The organism is Streptococcus mitis (genome assembly GCF_003942865.1).
GTDB classification, from domain to species: domain Bacteria; phylum Bacillota; class Bacilli; order Lactobacillales; family Streptococcaceae; genus Streptococcus; species Streptococcus mitis_BI.
The window spans coordinates 225116-240131 of the sequence record NZ_RJNZ01000002.1; the positions used below are offsets into that span (position 1 = coordinate 225116).

Genomic DNA, 15016 nt, shown 5'->3' on the forward strand with positions numbered 1-15016 from the left:
GCTCTTGCATTTATAGAAAAATAGGTTATAATGGTGAAAAACCTATCTTAAAGGAGATTGCCTATGAAATCGAAAAAGTGGCTCTTAGGAGCGGGAGTGACCTTGAGTGCGGCCCTTCTTTTGGCAGCTTGTGGTAAAAGCGAAAAGAATGCGGACGCTCCTAAAACATTTTCTTATGTCTACGCTATGGATCCATCATCTTTGGATTACAGTGTGACGAGCAAGAGCTCAACTTCTGACGTTATAGCAAACGTTGTCGATGGCCTTTTGGAAAATGATAAGTATGGAAACTTAATTCCATCGCTTGCAGAAGACTGGTCCGTTTCTAAAGATGGTTTGACTTATACCTACAAACTTCGTAAGGGTGTAAAATGGTATACTTCTGAAGGAGAAGAGTATGCCGAAGTCAAGGCCCAAGACTTTGTTACAGGTTTGAAACACGCAGCTGATGGTAAATCAGACGGTCTCTCTCTCCTTCAAGATTCAATTAAAGGATTGGCTGCCTATATCAGTGGTGAAAGCAATGACTTTTCTACTGTAGGTGTAAAAGCTGTTGATGATTACACGGTTGAATATACGCTCAACAAACCAGAAAGTTTCTGGAACTCTAAAGTAACAACAGCAACCATGCTTCCAGTGAATGAAGAATTTTTGAATTCTAAAGGAAAAGACTATGGAACTCCTGCTCCATCAAGTATTCTTTATAATGGTCCTTATTTATTGAAGTCATTGACGTCAAAATCTGCCATCGAATATGAAAAAAATCCGAACTACTGGGACAAGGATAATGTTAAGATTGACAGTATTAAACTAACCTTCTATGATGGTTCCGACCAAGAATCTTTGATTCGAAGCTTTACACAAGATGCCTATACTACAGCTCGTCTTTTCCCAACAAGCTCAAACTTTGAGTCAACTAAGAAAGAGTATGGAGATAAGATTGTCTACAGTCCACAAGAAGCGACAAGCTACTATCTCACTGTTAACGTAAATCGTCAGTCTTACAATAAAACGGCTAAAACAGACGAAACTCAAAAAACTTCAACAAAAGAAGCTCTCCTTAACAAGAACTTCCGTCAGGCATTGAACTTTGCCCTTGACCGTCACTCTTACACTGCTCAGTTAAATGGTGAAGAAGGTGCGGATAAGATTATTCGTAATAGCTTAGTGCCTCATGACTATGTCCAAGTTGGCGAAAAGACCTTTGGTGAACTGGCTCAAGAGCAGTTGGTTTCTTATGGGGAACAGTGGAAAGATGTAGCTTTGACAGATGGTAAGGATACGATTTATAATCCAGAAAAAGCTAAGGCTGCCTTTGCAAAAGCAAAGACAGAATTGCAAGCAAAGGGTGTGACATTCCCAATTCGTTTGGATATTCCGGTTGAACAAACAGATGTGATTGCTGTCCAGCAAACTAACTCACTTAAGCAATCTATCGAATCAACACTTGGTACTGATAATGTCATTATCGATGTCCTTCAAATGACTGATAATGAAAAAATGAGCATCACGTCTCAAGCTAAGGTTCCAGCACAAAAAGACTATGACTTGAATGGAACTGGTTGGGGACCAGACTATCAAGACCCAGCTACCTACCTAAACATTCTCGATGCTAAGAAGGGTTCTGCTCTTAAACACTTGGGGATCACTCGTGGAAAAGATCCAGAAGTGATGGCTCAAGTTGGACTGGACGAATATAAGAAACTCTTGGACGATGCTGCAGCTGAAACAAGTGACCTCAATAAGCGTTATGAAAAATACGCTAAAGCTCAAGCTTGGGTATCGGATAGCTCACTTTTAATTCCAGTTGCTTCTTCAGGTGGTTCTCCAACTGTTAGCCGTACTGTACCATTCACAAAAGCATACTCTCAAGTCGGAATCAAGGGAGATCCATTTGTATTCAAAGGTTTGGAGTTGCAAAAGGATGTTGTGACGACAAAAGAATATGAAGAAGCTCTCAAGAAATGGCAGAAAGAAAAAATCGAAACAAATGCCAAATACCAAAAAGAGCTTGAAAAACACATTAAATAGTCTATAGCAAGACAAGGAAGTTGCAGAGAATCTGTGCTTCCTTTTTTGGTTATGGGATGTTAGTAGCTTAGAAACTAGTAACTTTACATTTCTGAATAAATTTGATAAAATATGGCTATGTTATAAAAAGTGACATAAAGGAGTGGGTGATGACAATGAAAAAAAGACTTATCGGAACTGGTCTTGTCCTAGCTACAGGGATTTTACTCTCAGCTTGTGGGCAATCTAACACAGATACAAAGACGTATTCGTCAACTTTTAGTGGAAATCCAACAACTTTTAATTATCTTTTAGATTATTATGCAGATAATACATCTATAATTACTAATCTTGTGGATGGTTTGCTAGAAAATGATAGCTATGGTAATCTGACACCAGCTCTAGCTGAGGATTGGTCTGTTTCAGCAGATGGTTTGACTTATACCTATAAACTCAGAAAAGATGCCAAGTGGTATACGGCTGATGGAGAAGAATATGCTCCAGTAAAAGCACAGGACTTTGTTACTGGGATCAAATATGCTTCGGATAACAAGGGGCAAGCGATGGATCTCATTCAAAATTCAATCAAGGGATTGAATGACTATGTGACTGGTGTGACAAATGATTTCTCTGCTGTTGGTGTCAAAGCCTTGGATGACTATACGGTTGAGTACACTTTGACAAGACCAGAGCCTTATTGGAATTCTAAGACGACTAACAGTATTCTCTTCCCAGTCAATGAAGAGTTTTTGAAGTCAAAGGAAAAAGAATTTGGTACCTTGACGCCAAGTAGTATCCTTTACAACGGACCTTACTTGTTAAAAGATTTCACATCAAAATCTTCGATCGAGTATGTGAAGAATCCACACTATTATGATCATGATAAAGTAACCATTGAAAAAGTTAAACTGGCTTATTTTGATGGTTCTGATCAAGAGATGACTATTCGAAATTTTGAAAGTGGTGCCTATTCTCTGGCGGGAGTTTATCCAAACAGCTCTAACTATGCCAAGACAAAAGAAAAATATCAAGACAATATTGTTTATAGCTTACAAGACAAGACATCTTGGTACTTTAACTTTAATGTTAACCGTAAAGCTTATAACCATACGGCTAAAACAACAGGTGAACAAAAGAAATCAACTCAAATAGCAATTTTAAATAAGAACTTCCGTCAAGCAATCAATTTTGCTATCGATCGTACGTCTTATTCTGCCCAATCTAATGGTCAAGAAGCAGCAAGCAAGACCCTTCGTAATACCCTTGTTCCCCCTACATTTGTGCAGGTGGGGGATAAGAGCTTCGGAGAAGTGGTTTCTTCTAAACTTGTTCAGTACGGAACAGAATGGTCAGGTATTAACTTGTCGGATGCCCAAGACGGATACTTCAACAAGGAAAAGGCCCAAGCAAAATTTGCGGAAGCTAAAAAGGAATTGGAATCAAAAGGGGTGACCTTCCCTATTCATATTGATGTTCCTGTTGATCAAACCAATAAAAATGCGGTTTCTGGTATGAATTCGGTTAAACAGACCTTGGAGACCGTATTTGGGGATGACAATATTGTGGTTGATGTGCAACAATTATCTACGGATGATTTCAGCAATGTTGCATTTCTTGCTCCAAATCCAGCGTCTCGTGATTACGATTTAAACTTTGATGGTTGGGTGGGTGATTACCAAGATCCGTCAACTTATCTTGATCCATTTAATGCAGAAGATGGTTTCTATCTCAAGATTTTTGGTTTGGATGCTAAGGAAGATCAAGAACTGATTAAGAGTTTAGGTCTCGATACCTATACGAAACTTTTAAAAGAGGCAGATGCGGAAAACAAAGATGTTGCTAAGCGTTATGAAAAATATGCTGAAGCACAAGCTTGGATGATTGATAATTCTCTAATCATGTCTACGATGTCAAATGGTGGTACAGCCTCTGTCACCAAAGTAACTCCATTTACACGTGCTTACTCTCTAGTGGGTATCAAAGGTGATGGAAATAACTACAAGTACATGAAACTTCAAAAAGACCCTGTTACCAAGAAACAATTTGATGAAGCTAAGGCTAAGTGGGAAGAAGAAAGTAAGAAGGCTATTGAAAAAAGCCAAAAAGAATTTGAAAGTCATATCAAATAAAAAATAAGAACAAGGATACTTTACCATCAGTATCCTTGTTTTTTGTATAAGAAGCCAATTTACAAAATAGGTATAATTTTCAGGTAATTTTAGTAAAGAAAAAGCGATGAAAACGCTGATAAAAAAGGAATAAATGGAAATTATTTCATGATTGTGATATAATAATTCTGATAATCAACATATAGGGGAAAACGATGAATAAACGTTCAAAAAGAGCCCGTTCGGGGAAAGTTAAGCGGAGTGTTAATATAGCTTTATTAACCATTTATGTATTATTGGGTGGTTTTTTGCTGTTTTTGATTTTTAGACATAATATATTGGCGTTTAGATACCTGAATGTTATAACGGCAGCCGTAGTGATTTTGGTCGCTTTAGCGAGTCTGCTTTTGATAATTTATAGAAAAGCAGAAAAATTTACGATTTTCTTTTTAACACTGGCTATTTTAGTGAGTTCAGTTTCTTTCTTTGCACTGCAACAATTTGTCGGCTTTACTAGTCATATCAATTCTACGTCGAATTACTCAGAATACTCAATGAGTGTTGTTGTTCTGAAAGACAGTGAGGTTCATAATGTCACACAACTAGATAGTGTTACAGGGCCTACGGATACAGATAATGAGAATATTCAAAAATTGATAGCTGATATCAAAACTAGTCAGAGCAAAGAATTAACTGTTGAACAAAGCACTTCATATCTTGCAGCTTATAAGAGTTTGGTATCGGGTGAAGCAAAAGCGATTGTCTTAAATAGCGTCTTTGAAAATATTATCGAATCTGAATATCCTGATTACGCATCAAAAATTAGGAAAATCTACACTAAAAATATCACAAAAGAAGTAGCTGCTCCTAAAATTTCTAAGAATAAATCCTTTAATGTCTATGTGAGTGGTATTGACACTTACGGCCCAATTAGTTCGGTTTCTCGATCTGATGTCAATATCATTATGACAGTTAATCGTGAAACGAAAAAGATTCTCTTGACAACAACGCCTCGTGATTCCTATGTTCCGATTGCAGACGGAGGGAATAATCAAAAAGATAAGTTGACTCATGCAGGTATTTATGGAGTAGATGCTTCGATTCATACACTGGAAAATCTCTATGGTATTGACTTGAACTATTATGCTCGTTTGAATTTCACTTCTTTCTTGAAATTGATAGACCTCCTTGGTGGAGTTGATGTCTATAATGATCAAGAATTTAATGCACATACAAATAATGGAAAACATTACCCTGCAGGTACATTACATTTGGATTCGAAAGATGCTCTTGGATTCGTCCGTGAACGCTACTCTTTAGCTGATGGGGATCGTGACCGTGGTCGTAATCAACAAAAGGTTATTGTCGCAATCATTCAGAAATTAACGTCCAGTGAAGCTTTGAAAAATTATAGTGATATTATTCAAGGTCTGCAAGATTCTCTTCAAACAAATATGCCTATCGAAACGATGATGGATTTGGTTAATGCTCAGTTAGATAGTGGTGGCAGTTATAAAGTCAACTCTCAGGATATCAAAGGTACAGGTCGAATGGGACTTCCTTCTTATGCTATGCCAGATAGTAACCTCTATATGATGGAAATCGATGATAGTAGTCTAGCAGCTGCTAAAAGTGCGATACAAGATGTGATGGAGGGAAGATGATATGATTGATATCCACTCTCACATTGTCTTTGATGTAGATGACGGACCAAAGTCTATAGAAGATAGTAAGGCCCTCTTAAGAGAAGCTTATAATCAAGGGGTTCGGATGATTGTTTCGACTTCGCACCGTCGAAAAGGGATGTTTGAGACTCCAGAAGAAAAAATAGCGACGAATTTTTTAAAGGTTCGTGAGATTGCAAAAGAAGTGGCAGATGATTTGGTCATTGCTTACGGAGCAGAGATATACTATACTCCGGATGTTCTAGAAAAACTAGAAAACAAGCGTATTCCTACTCTTAATGATAGTCGTTATGCTTTGATTGAATTTAGTATGAATACACCCTATCGCGATATTCATAGAGGGTTAAGCAATGTTTTGATGTTAGGGATTACCCCGGTGATTGCTCATATTGAACGTTATGATGCGTTGGAAAACAATGAAAAACGTGTTAGGGAACTGATTGATATGGGGTGCTATACACAAGTAAATAGTTCTCACGTTCTAAAACCTAAGCTCTTTGGTGAAACTTATAAATTTATGAAAAAGAGAGCCCAATATTTTTTGGAGAGAGATCTGGTTCATGTCGTTGCAAGTGATATGCACAACTTAGATAGTAGACCCCCCTATATGGAGGAAGCTTATCAGATTATTTCTAAAAAATATGGTAGAGCTAAGGCCGAAGAACTATTTGTAGAGAACCCTAGGAAAATTATAATGGATCAAATAATTTAGGAGAAAATATGAAAGAACAAAATACTATGGAAATCGATGTATTTCACCTGTTAAAAATTCTTTGGAAACGAAAAATTCTAATTGCATTGGTAGCGATTGTAGTTGGAGCTTTAGCTTTTGCCTACAGTGCTTTTATCGTAAAACCGGAGTTCACTAGTACTACACGTATTTATGTAGTCAACCGTAATCAGGGGGATAAGCCTGGTTTGACAAACCAAGACTTGCAAGCTGGATCATACTTGGTTAAAGACTACCGTGAAATTATTTTGTCTCAAGATGTTTTGGAAAAGGTTACATCTAATTTAAAATTAGATCTATCACCAAAAGATTTGGCTAAAAAAGTCAAAGTAACTGTACCAGTCGATACTCGTATCGTATCTATTTCAGTTAATGATAGAGTCCCTGAGGAAGCTAGTCGTATTGCTAACTCCTTGAGAGAGGTAGCTGCTGAAAAGATTATCAGTATCACGCGAGTTTCTGATGTTACAACTCTTGAAGAAGCTCGTCCTGCTATAGCACCATCTTCTCCAAATATTCGTAAAAATACAATTATTGGACTATTAGGAGGAACATTCTTTATGGTTATCACTGTTCTTATCGTTGAACTGGTTGATACACGAGTGAAACGTCCAGAGGATATTGAAGAGGTTATGCAAATCGCATTGTTAGGAGTTGTTCCAAATTTGGATAAATTGAAATAGGAGAGAGTTATGCCGACATTAGAAATAGCACAGAAAAAAATAAATCTGGCCAAAAAAGCGGAAGAATACTATAATGCCTTGCGTACGAATATACAATTGAGTGGAAATAATTTACAGGTGATTTCTATCACGTCTGTAAAACCGGGTGAAGGAAAGTCAACGACTTCTACAAATATTGCTTGGGCATTCGCGCGTGCAGGTTATAAGACCTTGTTAGTAGATGCTGATATTCGGAATTCTGTCATGTCAGGTGTCTTCAAATCACGTGAAAAAATTACTGGATTGACAGAGTTTTTATCTGGGACAACAGATCTATCTCATGGTCTATGTGATACCAATGTTGAAAATCTATTTGTGGTTCAAGCTGGGTCTATCTCACCAAACCCAACTGCTTTATTGCAAAGTGAGAACTTTAGTACTATGATTGATACACTTCGCAAATATTTTGATTATATTATTGTTGATACAGCGCCTATTGGTATCGTTATCGACGCAGCTATTATCACACAAAAATGTGATGCATCTGTTTTAGTTACTGCGGCAGGGGAGGCTAACAGAAAAGATGTTCAGAAGGCTAAAGGTCAATTGGAACAAACGAATAAACCATTCTTAGGAGTTGTATTAAATAAATTCAATACTTCAGCTGAGAAATATGGTTCTTACGGTGAGTATGGTTCTTACGGTAAAAAATAAGGGATAGACTAAGGAAGTAGTTATGGAAGAGAAAGGGATAAAAATATCTCTGGCGGTAATCCAGAGTTTTATAGTAGTGTTACTGGGGTATTCTCTTAGTTTTGTTAAAGAGACGGATATTCTTTTAACAACAATGATTGTCCTATATATTCTCCACTATCTGGTATTTTATTTTAGCGATTACGGTCAAGATTTTTTTAGACGAGGAAATTTTATTGAATTTGTTTGCTTGACAAAATATATCATTTTCTTTGCGTTGGCAATTAGTCTTTCTAATTTCTTTTTAGAAGAACGCTTTAGTATCTCTAGACGAGGTATGGTGTATTTTTTAACCTTACACTCGATTCTAATGTATCTAGTTAATATTTGTATCAAGTATTATTCGAAACGGATATTTCCTAATTTGAAATGGAGTAAAAAACTATTCTTGATTACAGCAACATCTAGAGTTGAGAAAGTGATGGATAAATTGCTTGATGCTGGTGATTTTTTTGGAGAACTAGTGTCAGTTAGTGTATTAGATAAACCTAATTTCCAACATGATACTATTACAGTCGTACCAGTCGAAGATATTCTAAATTTTGCAACTCACGAAGTTGTGGACGAAGTGTTTATCAATCTTCCTAGTGAAGAATATGATATTGGTGAATTTATTTCTCGTTTTGAAACGATGGGAATTGATGTAACGGTTAATCTAAATGCTTTTGACCATAATCTAGGGCGTGACAAGAAAATCCGTGGGATGGCTGGTCTAAATGTCATTACTTTTTCGACGAAATTTTATAAGAATAGTCATGTCATTGCTAAGCGTGTTATAGATATTATTGGTTCTATTTTTGGTTTAATGATTTGTGGCATAGTCAGTATAGTTCTAGTGCCAGCTATTAGAAAAGATGGTGGACCTGCTATTTTTGCCCAGACTCGCATAGGAAAAAACGGCCGACATTTTACTTTTTATAAATTTAGATCAATGTGTGTTGATGCAGAGGATAAAAAGAGAGAATTGCTGGAGCAAAATACTATGCAGGGTGGCATGTTTAAGATGGACAATGATCCTCGCATTACAAAAATTGGTCGTTTTATCCGTAAAACTAGCTTGGATGAACTTCCTCAGTTTTGGAATGTTTTGAAAGGAGATATGAGTCTAGTTGGAACAAGACCGCCAACAGTTGATGAATATGAGACATACACACCTGAACAAAAACGTCGATTGAGTTTTAAACCGGGTATCACTGGACTTTGGCAAGTTAGTGGTAGAAGTGAGATTAAGAATTTTGATGAAGTTGTTAAATTAGATGTAGCTTATATAGATGATTGGACAATTTGGAAAGATATTGAAATTCTACTAAAAACTGTTAAAGTTGTATTTATGAGAGATGGAGCAAAGTAGATAGAAAATGTCAGTGATAAAAATAATCGTGGCGACACATAAAGAATTTATTATGCCACAGGATAAAGAACTTTATCTCCCAATCCATGTTGGATGTGAAGGAAAAAAAGATTTGGGTTTTCAAGGAGATAATACTGGAGATAATATTTCCGTTTTAAATCCGTACTATTGTGAACTTACTGGTCTCTATTGGGCATGGAAAAATTTAGAATGTGACTACTTAGGATTGGTACATTATCGTCGATATTTTACGAAAAAAGCATTGTCATATAATGAATCAATAAATATAGATGATGTTATTTTGAATAAAAATGAAATTAAGGAGTTGTTGGAAAACTCGGATATTATTGTTCCCAAAAAAAGAAATTATTACATCGAAACTCTGTATTCTCACTATGATCATACACTTGATGGTTCTCATTTAGATATGGCTAGAAAAATAATTCAACAGAAGTATCCAGAATATTTGTCTAGTTTTGATAAGGTAATGAAGCAGAGAAGTGGCTATATGTTTAACATGTTTATCATGAAAAAGGAATTAGCAGATAGTTACTTTACGTGGTTATTTTCTATATTAGATGATATGTATGGGTGTATGGATTTATCAGAATTGACTCCATTTGAAGCAAGATTATTTGGTAGAGTTAGTGAGTTATTGTTCAATGTTTGGTTGACAAAACATTCTTTAATGCCAAAAGAAGTACCTTTTATGTACATGGGAAAGGTGGATTTATTGAAAAAAATAAATTCATTTTTAATGGCAAAGTTTTTTGGAAAAAAATATGGACAGAGTTTTTAATATTTATATAAACTATTTAACTAGAAAAAGATTGAGAGAAATTAGCCAATAAATGAAGTCAGATATAGAAATGATTCAAAGTAAAATTATAGAGTTGTTAAGATTATTCATAGATGTTTGTGAAAATAATGACTTGACATATTATGCCTTGGGTGGAACCTTATTAGGTGCTGTGAGGCATAAGGGCTTTATACCTTGGGATGATGATATAGATTTGGGTATGCCAAGAGCAGACTATGAACGATTTAAACAAATTGCTAATGAACGATTTAATGGTAAGTATCAGTTTTTGAGTGAGGATACACCAGGATATAGAAAAGCATTTTCTGTGATTCGAGATACTTCAACAAGAATAATGATGAATTATAGTAATGTCGAACAAGAAGAAAGTTTGTGGATTGATATATTTCCAATAGATGGCTTACCTAGCAAAGGTATAAAGAAAAAAATTCATGAAAAAAGGTACTTATATAGAAGAATGATGGTCCAATTATCTCAGTTTAATAGTATTGTAAATCAGAATAAAGCTGATAGACCTTGGCATGAAAAATTGATAATAAAAATAGCCAATCATTTAAAAATAGAAAATATTCTATCATTTGAAAAACAGCAGTACAAATATTTAAAAACAATAAAGAAATATTCAGTGACGGAAGGTTATGCAGGTAATTTTACAGGGGCATATAAACTTCGTGAATTAGTACCAAGTGATTATTTTGGAAAACCTACTAAATTATATTTTGAAGGAATAGAGCTTAAATGCCCGAACAAATATAAAGACTATCTAAAGGCAATATATGGTGAAGATTATATGACACCACCTCCAATTGAACAAAGAGTTCCTCATCAATATAGAATTATAAGTTTAGGAGAAAATATAGGTGAGTAAGATTAGAAAAGCACAAGTTTACTATTTAGACATTAAAAATAAGAAAAAATATTTTCCTTCAAATGTTTTAAATTGGCAACTTTTGGGAAAATTTTTAGGGCAAATACCAAAAGTTATAGGTGAAAAGCAGGCAAGGTTTTTTTTGCGAAAAACGTCACAAAAAAACAAAAGAGTTTTTAATACAGAGTTTTAATGAACTTGTAAACAATTATAATTTTACTCAGGATAATCTAAAAAATACCAAAATTATTTGGACATTATGGTGGCAAGGTTATGATAATGCTCCTGAAATTGTAAAGTATTGTTTAGACAATATGAAAGATTTAGCTCATAAAAATGGTTTTGAGTTTTACTGTTTAGACGAATCCACTTTTGAACGTTATGTTCAAATTCCTGATTATCTAAAATTGAAAATTAAAAAAGGTTATATTTCAGTTGCAAATATTTCAGATATAATACGTGTTTGTCTTCTTTCGCAGTATGGTGGAACTTGGATTGATTCAACAGTATTTATTCATTCTTCTTTTGAATGGGAATACTTTTCTAGACCTTATTTCACAATAAAAACAGGTGAGATGACAGATTATTCTCCAAATGTTTCCAAGAATCGATGGAAAACATTTTTATTATCAGGAAATAGTTCGTTATATGCGTTCACTCGTGATTTTTTCTTTGAATATTTTAAAAAATTTGATTTTGTAATAGATTATTTGTTGATTGACTATATTTTTGATATAGCGTCTGATAGAAATATCGAGATAAAAAAGCAAATGTTGGAATTGGAATCAACAAATCTGAATTTGTTTTGGCTTGAAAAACATTTTTCTGAAAAATTCGATAGAAATATTTGGGAACATATTTCAAAAGAAACGAAGATTTTTAAAACGACTTATAAGTTAGATACAAAAATAAAATGTGATTCTGAGAATTATTACTCAGCCTTAATTAAAAGTAAATTGAAATGATGGTAAAAAATGAAGAAAATAGCTTTAGTTAAGTGGATTATAGACGGTACAGATGGTGGCTTAAAAGTTTCCACAGATCTTGCTAATGAATTATCAGAAGTGTACGAGGTACATCTAATTTCAGTCATAAGTACTGAAGAAATATTTTTTCCACTAAATAATGCAGTTCGTTATAAAAATTTATCTTCACAAAAGATATCAATGAGTAAGAACTTTGTTAAGGCGGTGAAATTACTAAGAACATATATAAAAAAAAATAACATAGAAGTTCTATTTGGAATAGGGATGACTATGAATATTGTAGGCATAACAAGTACAATTGGTTTAAAAACTAAATTTATTTCTTGTGATCACACTAATTCCATTGTAGATATAGACACTACTATGAAAAAACTTCAAAGATATGTGGGAGCTAAACTTTCGGATAAGATAATTACACTAACTACTGCTGATAGAAATAATTATATAAAAAAGTATAAGATAAACCCAAAAAGAGTTGATTACATTTATAATTGGATAAATGCTATAGATGCAGAAAAAAAATATACTCTTGATTCGAAAAAATTAATTACTGTAGGTAGATTTCACAAGCAAAAAGGTTATGACTATTTATCTAAAGTTGCTATCAAGATATTATCAATATATCCTGAATGGCAATGGGATATATATGGTTCGGGTGATGAGCAAATAAAACAAGATTTGATAACTGAATTGGATAAAGGTGGAGTTTTATCACAAGTTCATTTTAAGGGGAATGTCAAAGGTACAGATAATATTTATCCAGACCATGCTATTTATGTAATGACTTCCCGTTATGAAGGACTTCCCTTAGTACTTTTAGAAGCAAAACAATATGGACTACCTATTGTCAGTTTTAATTGTCCTACAGGGCCAGCAGAAATTGTATTGGATGGAGAAAATGGTTATCTAATTGAGAATTTTGATATAAATCAAATGAGTCAAAAAATAATAGAATTAATTGAAAATAATGAATTGAGATTAGGATTTTCGCAAAATGCGATGTTAGATACTGATAAATTCAATAAAAAGAACATTACTAAACAATGGATTGAATTGATAGAAAAAATGACGGGAGAATGAAATGTACGATAAATTAGTAACAATCATAGTACCAATGTATAATATTGAACAATATATTACTAAGTGCATAGAATCATTTAAACAAGTAGATAAAAAATATTATGCGGATTTTGAAGTGATTGTTGTTAATGACGGTAGTACGGATAACTCGCTTCAAGTTGTAGAAGATTTAATTATTAATAGTTGTCTAAATATTAGAGTTGTTAATAAAGAAAATGGTGGACATGGGTCAACGATTAATGTTGGTATAAAAGAATCTAAAGGAAAATTTTTTAAAGTTATCGATGGGGATGACTGGATTGATGTACCAAGTTTTGAAAAATTATTAGAAGAACTTAAAGGTATAGATGTAGATATGGTTATTACAAATTATACTGAACAACATATCTATAATCAGACTGAAAAAGAGATTGGTTTTTCTGAGATATTAGATTGTAATAAAATATATGAGGGAATACCTTTCAAACGGATTCCCATGCATGCTCTGACATACAAAACATCTATATTGAAAGAATCTAGAATTAATATAAGTGAAAAAACCTTTTATGTAGATATGGAATATACTTTGTTACCTTTGCAATATGTAAAAAGTTATATTTATATTGATTTAAATATTTACCAGTATTTCTTAGGTAGAAAAGATCAGAGTATGAATTTAAATGTGATGAAACAAAAAGCAGATCATCACAATAGAGTAACAAAAAAAATTCTCGATTATTATGAAGTAATTCGATTTGATAAGAACTTAGAACCAGTAGTCAGAGACGTATTGACATACCTAATCAACAAGCAATGTCAGTTGTTTATAATGAATAAGAATATCGAGGATGCGAGCCGATTATTTAGTTACGCTCATAAATGTCATTATAGATGGAAATATGATCATTCGAAAAAAACGGTCTCACTAATTTATATAAATTCTAGATTTAAAAATATATTTAATCCCATCTTAAAACCGTTAATCAATAAGCAACAAAAAGAATGGAGCGAGATGGATGAATATTAGTGTAGTTATTCCTGTATATAATGTTGAGGATTACCTTCATTATGCTATAGACAGTTTAGTAAATCAAACTCATAAAAATTTTGAGGTCTTATTAATTAATGATGGCTCGACTGATAATTCAGGAAAATTATGTGATAAATATGCTCAAGAAAATGATTGGATTAGGGTATTTCATAAAGAGAATGGTGGCCTATCAGATGCACGTAATTATGGAGTGTTAAAAGCAAATAATGAGTGGATATTTTTTTTGGATCCGGATGATTATATAGAGCCTTTTACATTTGAATTATTGACTATTATTCAAGAGAAATATCAAGCTGATTTGATTTCAACAAAAGTTCAAACTACAAATGAATATGAAAAATTTAGCAAGGAACAATTTAATTTAGAATCTAGTCAAAGATTTACGAAAGAAGAAGCACTAGAATTAATGTTGGAAGATAAAGTTGCAACGGTATCTGCATGTGCAAAACTTTATAAAAAACAAATTTTAGAAATGAGACCATTTCCTGTAGGAAAAATTTATGAAGATTTTTTTGTTGTAGCTGAACATTTAAGATTAGCTGACCAAATAGTTATTTCACCTGTTGTTACTTATCATTACTATCGTCGTCCTGGAAGTATCGTACAATCTCAGTTTACATATAAGAGATTTGATTTTTTTGATGCAGGTGAGAATAATAGAATTCAGCTAAAACAATTTTATGATGGTAATAGTGTAGAAAAGGCGTTAAATTTAAAAATTGTTCAAGGTTCTTTTCATATATCTGAAGCCGCAGCTTCTACGGACACAAAAGCTTTAAAAAATATTGTTAAAAAAGTACGTTCATTTTACTGGAGTATAATCTTTGATTCTAAAGCTTCTGTAAAATTTAAAATGAAATATAGTTTATTTTTATTGTTTCCCGAATTTTATATTAAATTTAAAAATATAGTTCGGAATAAGGGGATATAAAA

General features: G+C 33.5%; 14 protein-coding genes. All 14 read left to right on the forward strand.

What is annotated here, in order from left to right:
- Positions 1–63 precede the first annotated feature (63 nt).
- Complete coding sequence (locus D8845_RS03050; RefSeq protein ID WP_125452423.1) at positions 64–2031, forward strand: peptide ABC transporter substrate-binding protein; 1968 nt, start codon at positions 64–66, stop codon at positions 2029–2031.
- A gap of 146 nt (positions 2032–2177) precedes the next feature.
- Complete coding sequence (locus D8845_RS03055) at positions 2178–4139, forward strand: peptide ABC transporter substrate-binding protein (protein WP_185757349.1); 1962 nt, start codon at positions 2178–2180, stop codon at positions 4137–4139.
- A gap of 194 nt (positions 4140–4333) precedes the next feature.
- Positions 4334–5782: an LCP family protein gene (locus D8845_RS03060; RefSeq protein WP_125452425.1), complete on the forward strand. Its 1449-nt coding sequence runs from the start codon at positions 4334–4336 to the stop codon at positions 5780–5782.
- A gap of 1 nt (position 5783) precedes the next feature.
- A complete protein-coding gene (cps4B, locus tag D8845_RS03065; RefSeq protein ID WP_125452426.1) occupies positions 5784–6515 on the forward strand; it encodes a capsular polysaccharide biosynthesis protein Cps4B in 732 nt (243 codons plus the stop codon).
- 8 nt (positions 6516–6523) lie between these two features.
- Positions 6524–7216: a capsular polysaccharide biosynthesis protein CpsC gene (cpsC, locus tag D8845_RS03070; RefSeq protein ID WP_125452427.1), complete on the forward strand. Its 693-nt coding sequence runs from the start codon at positions 6524–6526 to the stop codon at positions 7214–7216.
- Between the two features lie 9 nt (positions 7217–7225).
- The gene (locus D8845_RS03075; RefSeq protein WP_125452428.1) at positions 7226–7909 is read left to right on the forward strand and encodes a tyrosine-protein kinase; all 684 of its coding nucleotides are present in this window, start codon (positions 7226–7228) and stop codon (positions 7907–7909) included.
- A gap of 22 nt (positions 7910–7931) precedes the next feature.
- Positions 7932–9299, forward strand: a complete 1368-nt coding sequence (locus tag D8845_RS03080; protein WP_125452429.1) for a sugar transferase — start codon at positions 7932–7934, stop codon at positions 9297–9299.
- Between the two features lie 7 nt (positions 9300–9306).
- Positions 9307–10098, forward strand: a complete 792-nt coding sequence (locus D8845_RS03085) for a DUF4422 domain-containing protein (RefSeq protein ID WP_125452430.1) — start codon at positions 9307–9309, stop codon at positions 10096–10098.
- 52 nt (positions 10099–10150) lie between these two features.
- Positions 10151–10987 (forward strand): LicD family protein, encoded by an 837-nt coding sequence (locus D8845_RS03090; RefSeq protein WP_125452431.1) that lies wholly within the window; start codon positions 10151–10153, stop codon positions 10985–10987.
- On the forward strand, positions 10980–11180 hold the full coding sequence (locus D8845_RS03095; RefSeq protein ID WP_125452432.1) for a hypothetical protein: 201 nt from the start codon (positions 10980–10982) through the stop codon (positions 11178–11180). Before D8845_RS03090 ends, D8845_RS03095 begins: the two co-directional genes overlap by 8 nt.
- Positions 11107–11952 carry a capsular polysaccharide synthesis protein gene (locus tag D8845_RS03100; RefSeq protein ID WP_125452433.1) on the forward strand — a complete coding sequence of 282 codons (846 nt, stop codon included), beginning with the start codon at positions 11107–11109 and terminating at the stop codon, positions 11950–11952. The genes D8845_RS03095 and D8845_RS03100 overlap by 74 nt, the downstream gene beginning before the upstream one ends.
- Before the next feature lie 9 nt (positions 11953–11961).
- A complete protein-coding gene (locus tag D8845_RS03105) occupies positions 11962–13053 on the forward strand; it encodes a glycosyltransferase family 4 protein (protein WP_125452434.1) in 1092 nt (363 codons plus the stop codon).
- A 1-nt stretch (position 13054) separates the two neighbouring features.
- Complete coding sequence (locus D8845_RS03110) at positions 13055–14059, forward strand: glycosyltransferase family 2 protein (protein ID WP_125452435.1); 1005 nt, start codon at positions 13055–13057, stop codon at positions 14057–14059.
- Positions 14049–15014, forward strand: a complete 966-nt coding sequence (locus D8845_RS03115; protein ID WP_125452436.1) for a glycosyltransferase family 2 protein — start codon at positions 14049–14051, stop codon at positions 15012–15014. The genes D8845_RS03110 and D8845_RS03115 overlap by 11 nt, the downstream gene beginning before the upstream one ends.
- Positions 15015–15016: the final 2 nt, after the last annotated feature.

Excerpts from the sequence above, each read along its gene's own strand:
- D8845_RS03050 (WP_125452423.1), top strand. The coding sequence starts at position 64 with ATGAAATCGAAAAAGTGGCTCTTAGGAGCGGGAGTGACCTTGAGTGCG.
- D8845_RS03060 (WP_125452425.1), top strand. The coding sequence starts at position 4,334 with ATGAATAAACGTTCAAAAAGAGCCCGTTCGGGGAAAGTTAAGCGGAGT.
- cps4B (WP_125452426.1), top strand. The coding sequence starts at position 5,784 with ATGATTGATATCCACTCTCACATTGTCTTTGATGTAGATGACGGACCA.
- cpsC (WP_125452427.1), top strand. The coding sequence starts at position 6,524 with ATGAAAGAACAAAATACTATGGAAATCGATGTATTTCACCTGTTAAAA.
- D8845_RS03075 (WP_125452428.1), top strand. The coding sequence starts at position 7,226 with ATGCCGACATTAGAAATAGCACAGAAAAAAATAAATCTGGCCAAAAAA.
- D8845_RS03080 (WP_125452429.1), top strand. The coding sequence starts at position 7,932 with ATGGAAGAGAAAGGGATAAAAATATCTCTGGCGGTAATCCAGAGTTTT.
- D8845_RS03085 (WP_125452430.1), top strand. The coding sequence starts at position 9,307 with ATGTCAGTGATAAAAATAATCGTGGCGACACATAAAGAATTTATTATG.
- D8845_RS03090 (WP_125452431.1), top strand. The coding sequence starts at position 10,151 with ATGAAGTCAGATATAGAAATGATTCAAAGTAAAATTATAGAGTTGTTA.
- D8845_RS03105 (WP_125452434.1), top strand. The coding sequence starts at position 11,962 with ATGAAGAAAATAGCTTTAGTTAAGTGGATTATAGACGGTACAGATGGT.
- D8845_RS03110 (WP_125452435.1), top strand. The coding sequence starts at position 13,055 with ATGTACGATAAATTAGTAACAATCATAGTACCAATGTATAATATTGAA.
- D8845_RS03115 (WP_125452436.1), top strand. The coding sequence starts at position 14,049 with ATGAATATTAGTGTAGTTATTCCTGTATATAATGTTGAGGATTACCTT.